This window comes from Nostoc sp. KVJ3, assembly GCF_026127265.1.
In the GTDB taxonomy this organism is placed as follows: domain Bacteria; phylum Cyanobacteriota; class Cyanobacteriia; order Cyanobacteriales; family Nostocaceae; genus Nostoc.
In genome coordinates, this window is sequence record NZ_WWFG01000001.1 from 1,914,795 (window position 1) to 1,933,257 (window position 18,463).

An 18,463-nucleotide genomic window follows, 5' to 3' on the forward strand; every position below is an offset into this window, starting at 1 on the left:
TCCTATGAGCTAAGTAATGTACAGATTAACCACAACGTGCTGAAAAATACTTGTTCGTTTTAGGTGCTAGACATCGGGAGCGATCGCACAGATACCCAAAATATATTTGTCAACAACGTCAAGAAAAAAGGGCTAAAAACTATTCTAAATAATGCTTTTTAGAAAAGAGTAGATTGATTGCCCAAGTCTAAATCCACAAGACGAGTAACCAAAGATGTCCCATTCTGAGTTCCCTGATTCTTCCCTTCCTGTTGAAATAGAACAGCCTACTGTTACTGATTCTAGTCAAGAATCGCAACCATTGCCAAAGCGATCGCCTAAGCCACCTCAAAAGCGCCGTTGGCCTCTAATTTTGGGAATTATCCTGTTAATTGGAGGTATTGGTTTTGGTTGGCGCTGGTGGCAAAATAGTAATGCGAGCAATCCAGCAGCAGGTGGGCCACCCGCTGGTCAACCTATGGCAATTCCCGTCCAGTTAGCAACTGTACAAACTGAAACTGTGCAAGAGAGTTCAGAGTTTATTGGCTCCTTAGAAGCACCCCAGTCTGTACCAATTAAGCCACAGATTGCAGGGCGAATTAGCCAGATTTCGATCAAAGAGGGCAACCGCGTTCAACAAGGGCAAGTAATTATTAGTTTAGAAACTGATGATGCCCAAGCCCAGTTACGACAAAAACAAGCAGCACTAGAACAATCACAGGCAAATCTTGCCGAACTCAAAGCTGGGACTCGAAGAGAAATAGTTTCTCAAGCCAAAGCCCAGTTAGATCAGGCTCAAGCAAAATATCAAGATGCCGTATCTGGATCCCTACCACAGCAAATTCAACAGGCTGAAGCTCAAGTTAATTCCGCCAAATCCGATCTAGTACTAGCACAAGCACGAGCAACACGATACCAACAATTAACAAAAGAAGGGGCAACTTCTCAAGATACCCTAGATGAATACATCAAAAACAAAGATAGTGCCCAAGCAGCGCTAGTTGCAGCCGAGAAAAACTTAGAGCAACTCCGCAAAAGCAGAATCGCTAATATCGAGCAGCTAGGTGCTGCTTTAGAACAACAGAAACAATACTATAGACAGCAGGTGAACGGCAACCGCCCAGAAGATATTGCCCAAGGGCGATCGCAAGTCAGCCAAGCAGCAGCTGAAGTCCAGTCGGCTCAAGTTCAACTGCGATACACAAAAGTCCTAGCTCCTTTCACGGGTATTGTTGGTAATATTCCAGTCAAGCTAGGACAGTATGTCGGACAAGGGGATCAACTCACTACATTGACCAAAAACGACTCTTTGGACTTGAATATATCCATTCCGTTAGAGCAAGCCAAAAAGTTGCGCTTGGGATTACCTGTGCAAATGTTGAATGCCCAAGGCCAACCCACTACAACAGGTAAGATCAGTTTTATCTCCCCAAATGCTAGTTCCGATTCGCAGACAGTTTTGGTGAAAGCCAACTTTGGCAATTTGAGAAATCGATTGCTTAATCTTCAGTCAGTGCAAACCAAAGTCATCTGGAATGAACGCCCAGGAATCTTAATTCCAGTGACAGCAGTATCTCGCCTGGGTGGAGAAACTTTTGTGTTTGTGGCTCAAGAAGCGCCAGCAAAAACATCCAAACCTGGAGCGCCATCTTTAGTAGCTCAACAAAAGTCTGTGAAATTGGGAGTTATTCAGGGAAATAATTATCAAGTTCTCGAAGGACTAAAAGCTGGAGAGAAAATTGTTGTTTCCGGTATTCTCAACATTACCAATGGCGCTTCCATCACTCCTGCACCGACACAATCGGGTAGTCCAAAGCCTTGACGTTTGTATCAATTGATAACTACCCCGGAAAGTGACAGAAGAGGGATATTTGCGGCGCACGACTGCATCGTAAAATAAAAGGCGTTGCTAAACTTAATAATTAGCAACACCTAATCTTGAGTATTTAATAATTACTCAACACTCTTACTCTGCCCAAGCAATCAACCTTGGTTCATAAGCATTAGCCAGATTTTGATTTTTCGGCAATACACGCAAAGATAAACCTTGTAAACCAGAAGCGGTATAGGTGATATTACCCGTGTAAATGCTCAATTGCTGTGAATCCTCACCTTGGTAATCCATCACCACTGTGACAGCGTTGACAATCTCGCCATTGGCATCAATCGCACCTTGATATAACTCTACCTGCACATCATCATTGCTCAAAGTTGCTAAGTCAACCTTGGCAATGACTGCAACGGTTTGGTTCACTTCAATGTCTGAAGCTGCTGATACGTCAACATCTTTGATTCTGATATTGAACCAGTGTCCGCTCAGTTTTTCTTTCCAAGCAGCTAGTTCTTTCGCTGGGGCATAGTGATTAACAGTCAGGGTATGATAGCGATCACTCGCGGGGAAATAAGCCCTTTGTGCATATTCTCCTACCATCCGCGCTGTATTAAAGAAGGGACAATTCAACCGAATTGCATCCTTCATTTTGGCAACCCACGGACGGGGTAAGCCATCACTATCCCGATGCTCATAAAATAGCGGTACAACTTCCTTCTCTAACAACTCGTAGAGAGCATTTGCTTCTACTTCATCTTGGTAGTTAGGATCGTCATAATTTTCTCCATGTCCAATTGCCCAGCCCGTGCGGACATAATCAGCTTCATCCCACCAGCCATCTAGTACACTTAAATTTGGCAATCCATTCATTGCCGCTTTCATGCCACTAGTACCAGAAGCTTCTCGTGGACGACGTGGTGTATTTAACCAGATATCGCAACCCGCAACCATCAACCGGGCTATGTGAATGTCGTAATTGGGAACAAACACTACCTGTTTTTCTAAATGTTGTTCGCGGATAAAGTGATTGATATCGCGAATGAGTTCTTTACCGGGAATATCCTTTGGATGTGCTTTACCAGCAATTACGAATTGCACTTTCCGGTCTTTGTTAGCCAGCAAAAGCCGCTTAATGCGTTCTAAATCACGCATCCAGAGGGTAGCACGTTTGTAGGTGGCGAAGCGACGGGCAAAGCCAATGGTGAAGGCGTAGGGATCTAAAACTTCTTGGGCTTGGATAATTTCGGAAGCAGAAGCGCCGCGATCGCGCAGGTGCTTAACTAAATGCTCTCGCACATACAAAACCATATCTAAGCGGCAGCGTTCGTGATTGCGCCACAATTCTTCATCGGGTATGGCTTCCATCCGATCCCACAATGGGCTATCTGGTGGTGCTGATGACCAATTTGGGCCGAGATAGCGATCGTATAACTCTTGAGTTGATTTGGCTACACAACTCCGAGCATGAACACCGTTAGTAATTGCTGCGATCGGGACTTCCTCAACTGGCACTTTCTGCCACAACCCTTGGAACATTTGCCGCGACACCACACCATGCAGTTGGGCGACACCGTTAGAAAATGTTGCCATCTTCAACGCCAGCACCGCCATACTAAAAGGCCCAGATAAATCGCCTGTATTCTCGCGCCCCAATCCTAAAAATTGCTCTTTGGGCAACCCAAATATCTCTGCATAGTACCCCAGGTAGTAGAGCATTTTGTCGGGAGCAAACAAGTCAATTCCCGCCGGTACTGGTGTATGGGTAGTAAAGATGTTACTGGAAGCCACTACCTGTTTTGCTTGGATATAACTTAATCCTTCTTCCTGAATCAGCAAGCGGATGCGTTCTAAAGCAGAGAAGGCGGCATGTCCTTCATTCATGTGGTAAGCGGTAACTTTCAGCCCCAAAGCTTTGAGCATTTGCACACCACCGATCCCCAGCATGATTTCCTGGTGGATACGCATATCGATGTCGCCACCATACAGTTGATCTGTGATGTCGTGGTCGTAAGTGTTGTTGGGTTCAATATTGGTGTCTAGCAGATACAGAGGAACCGTTCCCACCTGTACGCGCCAAACTCTGGCATACACCTTGCGTCCGGGATAATCTACCGCAATCCGCAGTTCTGAACCATCGGCATTACGCTCTAGATGCAAGGGCATATTATAGAAATCGTTGAGCAAGTAGCGTTCTTGCTGCCAGCCATCAGCGTTGAGATACTGGGCAAAGTAGCCTTGCTGATACAGCAAACCTACACCCACAAGTGGTAGCCCCAAGTCACTAGCAGATTTGAGGTGATCCCCCGCCAAAACGCCCAAGCCCCCAGAATAGACGGGTAAACAATCGACAAGTCCAAATTCTGCCGAAAAATAGGCGTAGCATTCTTTTGGTTTGTCTTCCCGTTGTTTTTGATACCAAGTGCGTTCTTGCAAATAATCGTCTAACTGACGGTCAGCTCGATCCATTTGCGCGAGAAAGCCTTCATCTTCGACAACTTCCAAAAGCCGCGATTGGGAGATAGTACCGAGCATTAACACTGGGTTGTGATGGCTAGACTCCCACAGATCGGAGTCCAAACGACGAAATAAGTCTTTGCTGTCAACGTTCCAATCCCAGTGCAAATTATATGCTAGCCGCCGCAGTGGTTCGAGTCGCGACGGTAGGGAAGGGGATACATTAAATGTGCGAATTGGCTGCATAGGTTGGCAAAACTCCAAGTTTAGTTATGGTTATTGTTTACTGTCTTTACCAATGTTGCCAATTCTTTATACTGTAGTTTGTGAAGAAGCGGTGACTTTGTTAAGCATTGAAAATTCTTTTTAACATCGTTGCTAAAGTTTACACCAAGGTGTTTCTAATTCTATGCGTTACTTTCAGCCATGTATTTGGTATATCTAAGATTTAATCATTGAGTGGCGTATATCACTTAAAAAAATTTAGTTTTGAATAAATAATTTATATTTATTTTAGTATTGCTTGCGGGGATCGGTTATATGGTCTTGACTGACCGTGAAAATTTCTCATAGCTATTGCCATAAAAGTTAAATTTTTAATTATCTTTTAATAAAATTGCGCTGGTAAAGAAGTAGTTATGATTCTTAGGTTAAGGTAAGTTCAAGGATATGGGATACCAAATAACCCATGTAGACATCACTGAAATTGGAACGTGTAAAAATAATACCAAGCAGTTAACTAGGAAAAGCAATCGCTAACTGCTTGGTATAAATTTTTGATACTAAATCAGGAAAATAACTTCTTAGCGTGTTATTTTACGCGCCCAGTGAAGGCTGATCTTTGGTATTTTTTGTCATTGATAAAGCTACAGCTGCTGCATAAGCAATCTCCGCTGCCATTTGATAAGCAAGTTTGATATTCGATGAAGCGTCCTTGGCTTTAGGAGAGAGGGAAGCTTTTTTTCGACGTGACTCTTGTTTGATATCACCTGCGGTAATGGCTCGCTGTAAAATAATCCAGGCATCTAGGTCTTCTGAGTCATAATTACTTTGAAGTTGCGATCGCAGTTTATCTTCGGCTACAACACTCAGATAGCCGATAGTTAAAGCTTCTTGGACAATTTCTTTAATTAAAGCCATAATTTGAACCAAGTGTGTGAGTTAAAACCGATACCTCAATGTGGGGAATTTGATGTTATTTTGTGAACTTCTCCTAGAAACTAAGCTACGTTTTAGTTTTCCTTGAATTAAATTAAATTTATAATGAGTAGTGCCAAGCACGCATCACCCGCTTGGATCACCCGAATGGGTGATTTACAAATTTTTAGATACAAGTAATAAGGAAGAGGGAGATTTTCAGCCTTTTAGCTTTTTAACTAAGATGGTGTCACAAGTATAGTAGATATCATTCTGAATTTAACACCTAATTATAAAATTACTTGGACAATCAAGGGTAGAAATATAGATAAAAATGGCAATTAACCACTTAGATTTTTTTAACCTCTCCCTTCTAAATAGATTTTATCTAAGTGTATAAAATTATTTAAGATTAGCGTAGGCTTTGTCCAACCTAGGCATCGCTCCAGTAAAAAAGTTAACTTATTTCCACCGTTCTCATTAATAATCAACCTAGAAATCAAATTATTTGAAGTGTTCCACTAAAAATAAAATGTGTTATCGTTAAAAACAATTGTTATTAAAAACGATTCATGTAATTACAAACGTGAATTGGTTAGTTTGTAAATCATCCGTGTGCAACATGATTGGAGCAGCATACTCTAGAAATTCGTTGCAAGAAAACCGTCATAGCAGTCGGGGAAGCGCTTACTTGTTCGCACCGATGGTTAACTTCAATGTGATGGCTGATGTGGGAGATAATCCACCCTAATTGGGTTTTTTGGGAAAAAATACCTACAAAAACCCAACAACAATTACATTGTGATGCTAGGCAAAATTTTATCTCTATTTTTAAATATAGTCTAGTTAAATGTATTTTTTGTTGCATAATAGCTTGTGGAACTGAGTTGTTTTAAAAGACTAAAACCGCCTGAGAGAAAGTAGCTTCAGGGGAAACAACTCTATTCTAGATGCTTAACAAGCTTTTCAAAGTTTGCCGATTAACTAAAACAGTAGCCTATCTAACCTAGCAAATTTACCCATCAGACAATTAAATTGTCTAATATTTGACTCTGGAATAAACTGATATTGTTTTGTTAATTGAATCTGGTGAAAAAGAAGCAAAATTTTTATGTGCCTTAACTGGTACAAAAGCTTCTATAAACCCAGATAAATTGTGCATATCAATTGAGTAATTCTACATACCAAGTTAAATAATTACTCACATAGTTAAAACCAGAGTCGGGTTTTCCAATATTTGGAAAATCATCTAATAGTATGGGTAATTTTCGGTGATTCTGTCACTAGATTCGCGTACTAATCAATAGAGAAACTTTAGTACTGACAGAAGATTAGGATACTAGCCAAAACAACTTTCAATGCTGTCAACAACAATTAATTGAAGAGATATGTAGCCATGCATAACGAGCAAGAGTTTTCAAAATTGCAGCGCGTGCAAGAAGTTTTAGTAACTACTGTGTTGGGAGATATTCCAACACTTATTCTGGGGCCAAAGTTGCGTAATTTGGGATATCGTAGTATTTTTGCTCAGATAGGTAGCCCAGTTTATATTCAAAATGGTGTTGAATTTAACGGTACTTCTTGCATTGAGATTGGCAGTGGAGTATATATTTTCAAAGGTGTACGGATGGATGCTAGAGGACACAAAAATAATAGAATTCATCTAGGAAATAGAGTCGCTATTGAGCGTAACGTTGATATTGGGTCTTTGGAAGATACGTGTATACATATTGATGAAGATACCTTTATTGCTCCCAACGTATGTATTGAAGGGCCAGGAGACATTAAAATTGGTAAACACTGTATGATTGCTGCCCATTCAGGGATATATGCCAACAATCATAATTTTGCCGATCCGATGGAGCGAATTAAATACCAAGGTGTGAGTCGCAAGGGAATTGTGATTGAGGATGATTGCTGGTTAGGGCATGGAGTAACAGTATTAGATGGCGTTACCATCGGCAAAGGCAGTGTTATTGGTGCGGGAGCAGTTGTCAATAAAGATATTCCTCCTTTCTCGGTTGCTGTAGGTATACCTGCACGAGTAATCAAAAACCGAACTGGCAAAGATCGAGTAAAAGTTCAAACAGAGAAATAGGGGTATGGGGCATAATAGACTCTTGCAAAAGTCTCTAAAACCCCACCCCCAACCCCTCCCCGCAAGCGGGGCTACGGTGTATACACAAGTCGAATTACCCCCTTTAAAACCAGAAAATCTTGTTCCCTCCCCAATACATACGGGGAGGGTTAGGGTGGGGTAAACCTTGGTTAATCAGCTATTTCAGACTTGTGTGTACACCGTAGGCTTGCGGGGAGGGGAGACAAAGCGTAGCTTTGGCGGGGTGGGGTTCAAATTTATTGATTTATGCAAGAGGTCTAGTAATGATTTCCGGTAGGCTTTGAACTGTTGCCTTTTTGAAGAAACTTTTGCAGTCAGTTAACGTCACACACTGGAGTAAGCGGTCTTTGAGTTATTTTTTGAGGGCATCTTGCACAATTCTCAATAACTTTAGGGTAGGTACTGCTAGTCCTTAATCTCCAAGTGCCCAGTTCCAAGTCCCTAGAGTCCTCTAAAAAAGGGGCGAGATTTGGGTAATATAAAGTAGCTATCTTTTCTGCATGGCAGATCCTGAAAGAAAAGCTTTCTTTGTCTTCTTACCCCTTGGAGATATTTCTATGCTGACTTTAAAAATCGCTGTTTATATTGTTGTTGCTTTCTTCGTAACTATCTTCATCTTCGGATTTTTGTCGAACGATCCCGCTCGTAACCCCGGCCGTCGGGACTTAGAGTAAAAGGGCGATAAATCATCCGCGACTTTGGAAGGCGGAAAATACTAAACGCCAGAGAAACTTACTAAGCGAAAGTTAGTAAGTTTCTTCCTCCAGGTAGCTTGCTGTAGGTAGCAGAAGGCGACAGTCGGAAGGCAGAATGTATGTTTATCCTTCCGTCCGTCATTTGGCTGTTTGTTAGCCCGATTTTGCTCACTTATGCTTCATCCAGTTCTGCCACCCGATCCGCCTCCTATTCTCGAATCTTTACAACCTGTAAATCCTGCCTTATCTGCTAGTCATACAAAATTTCTTTCAGTTATAGGGACTGGAATCCAGGAAAAGACAGACCAATCCAAGCAATCCCAGAATTTAGCTCAGTTGGCAGTTGCGGATAACACCAAGAGGAATCCGCCATTGCCAACTCAGACAAACTCAACTCACGATCGCTTGGTAGTTATCGAAACTCCCTCTGTATCCCATCCACCAGAAACCTTTCCTCCAGAAATTTCCCCCATCACCGACTCTGGAAGTGCTTCACTTTTGGGACAACCATTGGTTGTTGGTTATCCCACGCAGGAAGTTAAAACCTCTAATCGCCAAGATCGAGAAGACACAAAGACAAGTTCGAGCAGCAGCATTCGGCGCTCAGAACTTCTCTTAAGAGCGGCCTTACGCAAACGAGAGACGCAAATAGAAAGTGCTGCGTTACCAAAAAAAGTTGGAGTGGAGGCTTCCCTAGATGCAAAAGGTGAACCTTCTGAAAAACTCGGTCAGCGATATCTGACGACAAGCCTCTCTGCGTCTACGCTAAATCCCAACTCTAGTAGTGGAGAAACACAAACTTTTAGTTATGGATTCTCCCCAAATCCCCTTCAAATTGCCCAAAGTGTCACCAACGGCAACAAGTTAGTCGAATCCAAGGCGGAAATTTTAGCTGAGAAGTTAGCCCAGCAAAAACAGCAAAGTGATATTACTGCGCCACAGTCTTCAGAAACAGACAATATCTCTGGATCTGCCGCCGATCTTGCACCAAGTTCTCAATCAGTCCAAAATTTTATCAAATTCCAGTCTCGTAACCCGACAAAACAACTCCCAACGCCCATCACTGTAGAATTTAGTTCTCAAACCCAACAACAAGCTCAAGTACCAACACCTACACCCCAAGCGCCCATTAGCACACCGCCAGCAAAGCCGAGAATTGTAGAAGTCACTTCCGATCGCCAAGAGTATGACGAGCAACGGCGAATTATTACAGCTGTTGGAAATGTAGTTCTGCGATTTGATGGAGCAGTGGTAGATGCCGATCGCTTGCAAGTCAATTTGGACAACTTGATCGCTGCGGGTGAAGGCAACGTAACTTTAACACGGGGCGATCAAATACTGCGTGGACAACGCTTTACCTATAATTTTGTTCAAGATAATGGGGAAATGCTAAATGCTAGAGGAGAAATTTATGTCCCCTCAGCACAAACAGATTTTGCTTTCTCATCCACAGATGTAACTGCTGGTGGAGTTCCAAAACGTCCGCCCAGCGATCGCATTAGAGCCAATCAGCCCCTTTCGGGTGTGAGTAGCCCCGGACAACTCGATCTGGCATTTGGAGGCCAAGCAGGTGCTACCAACATACCAGCACCGAAATCAGGGGGTGCAGTCAATCGGCTCAGATTTGAAGCTGAACACATTGACTTTTATCCGCAAGGGTGGCAAGCAAGGGATGTTCGCATCACCAACGATCCTTTTTCGCCTCCAGAATTAGAATTACGTGCAGATACAGTAACTCTAATGCGAGAGACACCCTTGGTAGACCGCATCAGGACACAGCAACAGCGTTTGGTATTCGATCAAACATTGTCCTTACCAATTCCGGTAAATCAGCAGACAATTGACCGCCGGGAGCGAGACGTTACACCTGCAATAGTTTCCCCCGGCTATGATGGAAATGAGCGCGGTGGTTTATATCTTGAACATGGCTTTTCGGTAATCAATGCAGACAAGACAAGCTGGACGATCACTCCCCAGTTGTTAGTACAGAAAGCTGTGCAAGATGGCACGGGTGATTTAAGCGCACTATTTGCTGTCAAGACAAAGATAAATTCTGTTTTGAGTCCACGAACATTAGTTCAGGGGAGTGGGGAATTAACCAGTTTTGACTTGAGCAAGTTGGAAGACAATTTGAAGGTAAATTTGGGATTGCGCCAAATATTAGGCGATCGCCTCCCCTATATCTTGAATGTACAATACAACTACCGCGATCGTCTTTACAACGGTAGTCTTGGCTTTCAAACTGTTCAGAGCAGTTTTGGCGGCATTATTTCCTCTCCTGTAATTCATTTAGGAAAAACTGGCATCAATCTCACCTATCAGGCAAGCGCTCAGTATATTGATGCCAATACCGATCGCCAAGACTTACTAAAACCGCAACGGGAAAACGATCGCATCTCACTAAGTCGTTTACAAGGAAGTGCTTCCCTCAGTAAAGGGCTGTTGCTATGGCAGGGAAAACCATTACCACCAACTGCCACCGAGGGATTACGATACACAGCTAAACCTGTAGTTCCTTATTTGCAAACCTTCGCTGGACTTACGGGTACTAGCAGTTATTACAGCAGTGGCGATAGCCAAACTACCCTAACTGCTACAATTGGTTTACAAGGGCAGATTGGTCATTTTTCTCGACCTTTTTTAGACTATACCGCCTTTAATATTAGTTACTCGCAAGGCTTAAACAACGGATTATCACCCTTTTTGTTCGATCGCTCCGTTGATAACAAAGTACTAAGCGCTGGGATATCACAGCAAGTCTACGGCCCTTTTCGCTTAGGCTTTCAAACATCTGTTAACTTGGATACTGGTAAAGAAACTAGCACAGACTACATTTTGGAATATAGCCGTCGCACCTATGGTATTACCTTACGTTACAATCCGGTGTTGCAATTAGGCGGCTTCAGCATCCGAATTAGTGATTTTAACTGGGGTGGTGGTACCGATCCATTTTCTGAAGTTAAGCCAGTAGTAAATGGTGTGCAACAGGATAATTATTGAGAAGGAGGCACGGCAATACGGTTCGGTTAAGGTATTTGATGAAAATATATAGATCCCAAATCCGCGATAAATCGCTATCAGGACGAAGGACTGATTATTGTAAATACGGCGATTTATCGCGTCTCTTGCCTCAAACGAACAGTATTCGGGTTGAGGGAGGAAACCCAACGCGAAAAGTCCTTGATTTTGTTAGGTTTCACTTTGTTCAACCCAACCTTTCATCAGAGTCTAAGGACTTGGGATGACTCGACAGCTGATTGCAGAATTGGTTGATGCACCGCCAGGTATTCTCAGATTGGCATAGTCGCCACTGAGTTGAACATGTGATGGTGGTTGGTGTAGGATTGCACAGCATCTTTGAACTGCGGCTTGATACTCTCGCCATTGCTTACGGATTGTAATACTGGCGGCATCGTCACCTAAATCTGAAAATCTTAGCCCAGCCCGAATTAGCCAAGATTCTACATCGGTTGTTTCACCCAGTATTTCGGGAATGGGATTAATCTGTTCCATGATTAATATCTTTTATGCATATTTAAAATTAGTGATTTCACTTTAAGAAAAACTATTAATAATAGCCAATGTAATTGTTTATCAACATCATAAGTAAAAATGATTAAAAAAATGGTCATATCTGAGTAATGATACTTAGATATGACAGAAAAAATTACTATTACGGTTGGCAAACATCATTACTTTGGCTTGTGAATAAGCTGAATCCTTGCCTCGTAATTACTAGAAACGATACCCTAATCCAGCTTGGAAACTGACGGCATCAGCATCACTATTTCTGTATGCGTCAATGCCCCACTTAGTATCCCCATAAGCAATAACCTTATTGCTAACTTGTGATTCAATACCAAGGGTGACAACAGGTGCATTCCGATTGCCTAATGGGGTATTTTGACCTTCGTCAGTTACAAAAGAATAACCACCACCGAAGTAAACATTAGTATTTTTGGCAATGGGCGCATCGTAAGTCACAATGGGCATAATTGCGGCAGCATCACCACCATACAGTACAGAACCGCGCACTGAAACAGGTGACTTGGGAACCGCGTATCGTCCTTGGATATTGCCACCAAATTGTGCTTCATCGTTTCCTTGTCCGCCACTGGTTGCACCAGCAGCAATCCCAGCACCGATGTAATTGCCGTTTGTACCGGCTGTTTGAGCAGAAGCAATTCCTGCTGAGAGGACAATGGAAGCAACAGCAAGGAAAGAGGCAGCTAATTTTGTAAGTTTCATAGAATTCTTCTCACTAGAGTTAGGTAAAATCAATGTTCTCTAGTACTAGAATCTCTTTTTTTACAAAATGTAACCTCGCACATCTGGTTCACCCAAGTGGCTGAATTATTTCTCACCCACTTGGTTAGTTACTTCTTCAAAAAGCGCCGACGTAGACGAGATATAAAAATATTCACCTCTGGTATTTTCAGCCAGGAAGCGATCGCAGCAAACACCGCAATCCCCACGAAGCCAGATACGCACAACTGCAACACCACAATCAGTAAGCCCGTTTTACCTAGTAACTGTTGAGAACCAATCAAAGTCCCGTAGCTTGCTACCCCAGCGACTAGGCTACCAGCTATCAAACCCAAAATTGGCAAACCCCACTCACGCCAAGGTAAACCATTGAGTTTGCGATCGAGCAACCACAACAGCATTAACATTGAGCTACAATTTACACCCACTGTTGCTAAAACTAAACCGGGAGCGCCAAAAGGTTCCACAAAAAACCAATCTAGTACAGCATTGAGCAAGATGTTATAGATACTGATGCGAAAAGGTGTCTGTCCATCGCCTAAAGCATAAAACACCCGCACCAAAACATCACGTCCTAAATAAGCAAACATCCCAATTCCGTAAGCGACTAGCAAGGATGAAACTAGCTTTGTAGCTTCCGGTTTAAAAGCACCGCGTTCATATACTACCTGCACAATAGGTACTGATAATGCCACCATCAGCGCCCCTAACGGTAGCATGGTGAAGGCAGTCAGTAAAAGTCCTTGGCGAATGCGTGATTTTAACTCTGGCCAATTTTCTGGGCTAGACAGTTTGGCAAATATCGGTAACAGGGGCAGTAAAATTATATTAGAAATAATCCCTAACGGAGTTTGGACTAATAGATTGGCATAGTTAAATCCTGCCGCAGCACCAGGGATAGGACTGGCAAAATAAAGGTCAGTGGCAACATTAATTGGCATCATTCCCGAAGAAACTGTTGCCGGAGTCATAATTTTAATTACTTCTTGAACGCCTGGAGATTTAAAATCAAACCGTAGGCGTAATGTGCCTAATCCTAACCGCCACTGGACAATTAGCTGCACTAACCATTGGAGAATTGCTCCTGCCAAAGTTCCCCAAGCTAAGACCATTCCACCGATTAAAGCGTATTCCGGCTTAATAATATCCTTGCCCAATTGCATCGCCAGGATACCAAGACCGCCAACAACAGTAATACTGGATAATAAAGGACTAATGGAGAGTAGCCAATATTGATTGGCGGTATTGAGAGTACCGAAGCCAATGCCAATTAAACCGGCAAATAAAGCCATCGGTGCCATAATGCGGAGTTGTTGAATTGCGATCGCTCTGGTTGTCTCTTCCAAACCATGACCGACTATATCAACGATCGCATCCGCAAATAAAACTTGAGCCACTGTCACCAGCAACAGTACTCCAGCCACCAGCGTTGTCACGGTTTCCACTAGGGGAGCCGCTTCTTCTCGCCGCCGCTTGGCTAAAACGCTGACGATCGCACTGTGTAATGGCCCATTCACACCACCGAGTAAGATCAATAGAAAGCCAGGGATAATATAAGCGTAGCTATAGGCGGTAGCAGCAGCACCAACACCAAAAGCCGCAGCGATCGCTTGCTGCCGCACTAAACCGAAGACTTTACTAATTAATGTGGCTGCGGCAACAATGCCAGCAATTCCAGCGAAAGAACGAGAGGGTTTTTGGTCTTGTTGTGTCACGAATAATACCCGACAACTCTTGCAGAGTGCATACTTTAAAACATTTAACCTCAAATCCCGCAGTCTGTCAGGTAAATTTTGACAAATTAGTTATTTTAAATGCCTACGGCGGGCTACGCCTACGCTTAAAACCAAATTACTGCGATCGCAATGTGAAGTTAATTAAATCGTCTCTTAGTAAGGGCTAGAGCCGCTTATTACAAACCTTGAATTATTCATGTCTTCTTTTGTATGCAAGTCAAAATTATTTTTAATCCATTAAAGAAAATAGATCGAGAAAGGGGAACTATAAGAATAACCATCTTCTGGGAAATAGTTGAACGCTGTCAAAATTTGCAGTTTGTCATATTTTGGACTCATGAAGTTTGGTATGAAGAACTCTTGTATAAAAACGACATAATCCAGCGCAATGGAACCAAATTCAAATTTCACAGAACATCAACTTCTATTGTCAAGCGTTCAACTTCAAGAGCAACTAGATCAACAAAAAGCTCTGGCAAGTGTAATTCTGCGAATTCGGGAGTCTCTTGATTTAGAAACAATTTTTCAAACTACCGTTACACAAGTACGTCAGTTGCTAAATGCTGACCGTGTAGCAGTCTTCCAGTTTGACCTAGAAAAAGATTGGAAAGGAGAATTTGTTTCTGAAGATGTTGCGCCTGGTTGGAATTCGGCATTAGAAGTAAAGGTTTACGATCGCTGTTTCGGAGAAGAATTTGCTTCTAGTTATCAAGAAGGACAAGTACAAGCAGTAGGAGATATTTACAAGGCGGGACTGAGTGATTGTCACGTAGCAATTTTGAGTAAATTTCAGGTACATGCCAACCTGGTTGTCCCTTTATCGCGCCAGAATGAACTGTGGGGACTGCTTTGTATTCATCAGTGCAGTGAGGCTCGTGACTGGAAAGAATCAGAAATTGAGTTTATTCGTCAAATTGCTAACCATCTTGCCGTTGCGATTCAACAAGCGAGGCATCTCAATCAAGTCCAATTGCAAGCTGCAAAATTGGCTCAAGCGGTTCAGCGCGACCAAGTAATTGCTCGGATTGTCGATAAAATTCGCTCACCCCTTGATATTGAAACCATCTTTAAAACCACAACTCAAGAAATACGCAAACTGCTGCAAGCTGACCGAGTTGCCATCTTTAGCTTCAATGACGATTGGAGTGGTAACTTCGTCGCTGAATCATTTGCGGAAGGCTGGACTCCTTTAGTTGGCGTTCAGCCGATGATTTTTGATACTTATTTACAGCAGACGCAAGGCGGACGTTACGTTAATAATGAGACATTTACAGTTAATGACATTTATCAAGCCGGATTAACAGACTGTCATGTAACCCTGTTAGAGCAATTCCAGGCAAAAGCCTTTGCAACTGCCCCCATTCTCCAAGGAGATCAACTTTGGGGAGTCATCGCTGCCTACCAAAATGCCTCACCCAGACAGTGGGAATCTTATGAAGTCGAATCACTGACCAAAATCGGCACACAAATTGGTGTAGCACTGCGACATTATAAGTTGCTGGCACACGCTCAGTACCAAGCAGAGCAACAAAAGACATTAACTAGCGTGATTACTCGAATTCGGGAGTCGCTAGATTTAGATACAATCTTCCAGACTACTGTCACCGAGTCCCGTAAAATGCTGCAAGCAGATAGAGTAGCAGTCTTTCGTTTTGACCCTCAAAAAGATTGGGAAGGAGAATTTATTTCTGAGGATTTTGTCTTTGAGTGTAACTCGGTAATGGCAGAAAAAGTTTATGATTATTGCTTCGGTCAAAACTTTGCACCCCTCTACACTCAAGGTCGAGTAAGTGCGATCGCTGATATTTATCAAGCCAAGTTTCCAAGTTGCTACGTCCAAATCCTAGAAAAATTTCAGGTGCGGGCAAATATGGTCGCACCTCTATTAAAAAAAGGTGAACTTTGGGGATTGCTGTGTATTCACCAATGCAAGGCTCCTCGTTACTGGCAACCCTCTGAAATTGAATTTGCCAGTCAAATAGCCGAGCAATTGGGAGTCGCATTAAAACAGGATTCTTATTTAAAGCAAGTTCAAATGCAGGTTGTTCAGTTAGCAGAAGCTACTGAACGCGAGAAAGCAATGGAACGGCAAGAATTGCTGGCTGTAACCATTGATAAAATCCGCCAGTCACTTGATATTAAAACTATTTTTAGAACCACAACTCAAGCTGTGCGAGAATTGCTCGAAGTCGAGAGAGTTGCAATCTACCGCTTCAACGCCGATTGGAGCGGTAAATTTGTGGCAGATTCTTTTAAAGATGCTTGGAAACCTGTTGTACAAGCCCAACCAATGATTCTAAAAACCTTTGAGGGTACAGACGACGATAACGAACTTCCGCGCAACGAAACTTTTGTTCCCATTCGACAAGGTGAAAAATTATGGGGATTATTGGTTGCTTATCAAAATTCGCAACCGCGTTATTGGAAGGAGGAAGAAATCAATTTACTAGCTCAAGTAGCTGTACAATTTGGAATTGCGATTCAGCAAGCGGAATTACTCGAACAAACTAAACGTCAAACCTTAGAACTCACTCAAGCTCTGCAAGAATTAAAACAAACTCAGACTAGGTTAATTCAGGGTGAAAAAATGGCAGGTTTAGGACAATTACTTGCTGGAGTCGCTCATGAAATCAACAATCCTGTGAGTTTTATTTTTGGCAATTTAATACATTTAAATAAATATACTGAAGAACTACTAAATGTAGTGAAACTTTACCGTCAAAATTCCTCCCTGTTACCATCTGTCCAAGCTCAAATTGACAAAGCTGATTTAGACTTTATCATCGAAGATTTACCCCAAACTCTGGAATCAATGAAAGTAGGAGCAGAGCGAATTTGTGATATTGTGCTATCACTGAGAAACTTCTCTCGTACAGATGAGGCTGGATTAAAGGCAGTAGATATTCATGAAGGATTGGATAGTACTTTGCTGATTTTAGGGCATCGGCTCAAAAATAATCATGAACGCCCAGCTATTGAGATTATTAAAGAATATGCTATTTTCCCTTTGCTCGAATGCTATCCCGCGCAATTAAATCAAGTGTTTATGAATCTGTTGAGTAACAGTATTGATGCATTAGAGGAAAAATTTAAAACTATACAGCAAAGGTATTTGAAGTTATCCCAAAGGTGTCCTATAATACCTTTAAGTATCTGGGTTAGTACGCAAGCAATTAATAACCAGATTGTAATTAGAATAGCTGATAATGGTCTGGGGATTCCAGAAGAAGTGCGATCGCATATTTTTGATCCCTTCTTCACTACTAAAGCACCTGGAAAAGGTACAGGATTGGGATTGTCTATCAGCTATCAAATAGTAGTTGAAAAACATCATGGACAAATTAAATGTTCCTCTAAACCAGGAGAAGGAACAGAGTTTTTAATTGAAATTCCTAGTGGTAATTAAAGGCGACTTGCCTTTGAGAATTCTCAGTCAATCTTAAGTAGGGGAGCAAGAATAAACAAAGATTTTCTTTGTTCCCTGAATACATCACAACGCCATAGCATTACACCTTTAAACTAATTCAATATGTAATTTATCTAGCAGTGCGCTCTTAGGCTGTTGACTCTATGCTTTTTTAGGAGTTAAAAAGTCATACAAAATATATGTCATTGCGAGCGAAGCGAAGCAATCCCAGGCGATTGCTTCGCTTCGCTCGCAATGACACAAAAATAACATGAACCAAAAAACCCTAAATTAAATCAAAGTCAACAGACTATTCACTTACACCCTAAACTATCTCGCGTTGACATACCTGTAACCGGATTTACCCCATCAGCCCTTTGACACATTAGCGACACTTGATAACGATCAATTAAAGCGTCGGTAAAATCAGCGCCAGTGATATCAGCATCGTAAAAGCGGCTGCTAGTCAAAGTGGCTTCTGTAAAAATGGCATTTTTTAGGTTAGCACTATCCATAGTCACGCGATCGACTAAAGCGCCGCTCAAGTTCGCGCCTTCCAAATTTGCTTTTAACAAAACTCCTTTAGTGAGAATTGCGTTGGTTAAATTCGCTCCTTGAAAATTCGCCCCCCGCATTTCTGCTGCTACAAAAGTCACACCCGCTAAATCAGCATTAGAGAAATCACGATTTTCTAAATTTATATTGTTGTAGTTGATTGTGTTGAGTTGAGCAAAAGCCGGTTTAGGATTAAGTATTATCCAGCAAAATGCTAGTAGCAAAATCGCAATCAAACTCAAAAAACGCAGTAAAATCTTTTTCATAACTTTATTATTTGTCATT

12 protein-coding genes are annotated in these 18,463 nt (G+C 42.2%); 6 read left to right on the plus strand and 6 right to left on the minus strand.

Annotated features, from left to right (window positions below; all coding sequences use genetic code 11):
* Positions 1-214: 214 nt before the first annotated feature.
* A complete protein-coding gene (locus GTQ43_RS07655; RefSeq protein ID WP_265272070.1) occupies positions 215-1,801 on the plus strand; it encodes an efflux RND transporter periplasmic adaptor subunit in 1,587 nt (528 codons plus the stop codon).
* Positions 1,802-1,945: 144 nt separating this feature from the next.
* Here GTQ43_RS07655 and glgP read toward each other — a convergent pair whose 3' ends face one another.
* Both glgP and GTQ43_RS07665 read right to left on the minus strand, forming a co-directional pair.
* A complete protein-coding gene (gene glgP, locus GTQ43_RS07660) occupies positions 1,946-4,510 on the minus strand; it encodes an alpha-glucan family phosphorylase (protein WP_265272071.1) in 2,565 nt (854 codons plus the stop codon).
* Positions 4,511-5,080: 570 nt separating this feature from the next.
* Positions 5,081-5,404, minus strand: a complete 324-nt coding sequence (locus GTQ43_RS07665; protein ID WP_265272072.1) for a hypothetical protein — start codon at positions 5,402-5,404, stop codon at positions 5,081-5,083.
* 583 nt (positions 5,405-5,987) lie between these two features.
* Between GTQ43_RS07665 and GTQ43_RS07670 the strand changes: the two genes are divergently transcribed.
* From GTQ43_RS07670 to GTQ43_RS07685, 4 genes are all read left to right on the plus strand, one after another.
* Complete coding sequence (locus GTQ43_RS07670) at positions 5,988-6,152, plus strand: hypothetical protein (protein ID WP_265273794.1); 165 nt, start codon at positions 5,988-5,990, stop codon at positions 6,150-6,152.
* Positions 6,153-6,797: 645 nt separating this feature from the next.
* Positions 6,798-7,499, plus strand: a complete 702-nt coding sequence (locus GTQ43_RS41425) for an acyltransferase (protein ID WP_321162425.1) — start codon at positions 6,798-6,800, stop codon at positions 7,497-7,499.
* 578 nt (positions 7,500-8,077) lie between these two features.
* Positions 8,078-8,194, plus strand: a complete 117-nt coding sequence (locus tag GTQ43_RS07680; RefSeq protein WP_041566417.1) for a photosystem II reaction center protein I — start codon at positions 8,078-8,080, stop codon at positions 8,192-8,194.
* Between the two features lie 195 nt (positions 8,195-8,389).
* Positions 8,390-11,215, plus strand: a complete 2,826-nt coding sequence (locus GTQ43_RS07685) for a DUF3769 domain-containing protein (RefSeq protein ID WP_265272073.1) — start codon at positions 8,390-8,392, stop codon at positions 11,213-11,215.
* Positions 11,216-11,443: 228 nt separating this feature from the next.
* On the opposite strand, the gene GTQ43_RS07690 is transcribed toward GTQ43_RS07685, so the two are convergent.
* From GTQ43_RS07690 to murJ, 3 genes are all read right to left on the minus strand, one after another.
* Positions 11,444-11,728 (minus strand): hypothetical protein, encoded by a 285-nt coding sequence (locus GTQ43_RS07690; RefSeq protein ID WP_265272074.1) that lies wholly within the window; start codon positions 11,726-11,728, stop codon positions 11,444-11,446.
* Between the two features lie 222 nt (positions 11,729-11,950).
* Positions 11,951-12,463, minus strand: a complete 513-nt coding sequence (locus tag GTQ43_RS07695) for a porin family protein (protein ID WP_265272075.1) — start codon at positions 12,461-12,463, stop codon at positions 11,951-11,953.
* A gap of 128 nt (positions 12,464-12,591) precedes the next feature.
* Positions 12,592-14,196, minus strand: coding sequence for a murein biosynthesis integral membrane protein MurJ (murJ, locus tag GTQ43_RS07700; protein ID WP_265272076.1), 1,605 nt, complete (start codon positions 14,194-14,196; stop codon positions 12,592-12,594).
* Between the two features lie 409 nt (positions 14,197-14,605).
* Here murJ and GTQ43_RS07705 point away from each other — a divergent pair, with 409 nt between their 5' ends.
* The gene (locus tag GTQ43_RS07705) at positions 14,606-17,623 is read left to right on the plus strand and encodes a GAF domain-containing protein (RefSeq protein ID WP_265272077.1); all 3,018 of its coding nucleotides are present in this window, start codon (positions 14,606-14,608) and stop codon (positions 17,621-17,623) included.
* Positions 17,624-17,937: 314 nt separating this feature from the next.
* Here the strand turns inward: GTQ43_RS07705 and GTQ43_RS07710 are convergent, their stop codons facing one another.
* Positions 17,938-18,444: a pentapeptide repeat-containing protein gene (locus GTQ43_RS07710; protein ID WP_265273696.1), complete on the minus strand. Its 507-nt coding sequence runs from the start codon at positions 18,442-18,444 to the stop codon at positions 17,938-17,940.
* Between the last annotated feature and the right edge of the window lie 19 nt (positions 18,445-18,463).

Excerpts from the sequence above, each read along its gene's own strand:
- GTQ43_RS07655 (WP_265272070.1), top strand. The coding sequence starts at position 215 with ATGTCCCATTCTGAGTTCCCTGATTCTTCCCTTCCTGTTGAAATAGAA.
- glgP (WP_265272071.1), bottom strand. The coding sequence starts at position 4,510 with ATGCAGCCAATTCGCACATTTAATGTATCCCCTTCCCTACCGTCGCGA.
- GTQ43_RS07665 (WP_265272072.1), bottom strand. The coding sequence starts at position 5,404 with ATGGCTTTAATTAAAGAAATTGTCCAAGAAGCTTTAACTATCGGCTAT.
- GTQ43_RS41425 (WP_321162425.1), top strand. The coding sequence starts at position 6,798 with ATGCATAACGAGCAAGAGTTTTCAAAATTGCAGCGCGTGCAAGAAGTT.
- GTQ43_RS07680 (WP_041566417.1), top strand. The coding sequence starts at position 8,078 with ATGCTGACTTTAAAAATCGCTGTTTATATTGTTGTTGCTTTCTTCGTA.
- GTQ43_RS07685 (WP_265272073.1), top strand. The coding sequence starts at position 8,390 with ATGCTTCATCCAGTTCTGCCACCCGATCCGCCTCCTATTCTCGAATCT.
- GTQ43_RS07690 (WP_265272074.1), bottom strand. The coding sequence starts at position 11,728 with ATGGAACAGATTAATCCCATTCCCGAAATACTGGGTGAAACAACCGAT.
- GTQ43_RS07695 (WP_265272075.1), bottom strand. The coding sequence starts at position 12,463 with ATGAAACTTACAAAATTAGCTGCCTCTTTCCTTGCTGTTGCTTCCATT.
- GTQ43_RS07705 (WP_265272077.1), top strand. The coding sequence starts at position 14,606 with ATGGAACCAAATTCAAATTTCACAGAACATCAACTTCTATTGTCAAGC.
- GTQ43_RS07710 (WP_265273696.1), bottom strand. The coding sequence starts at position 18,444 with ATGAAAAAGATTTTACTGCGTTTTTTGAGTTTGATTGCGATTTTGCTA.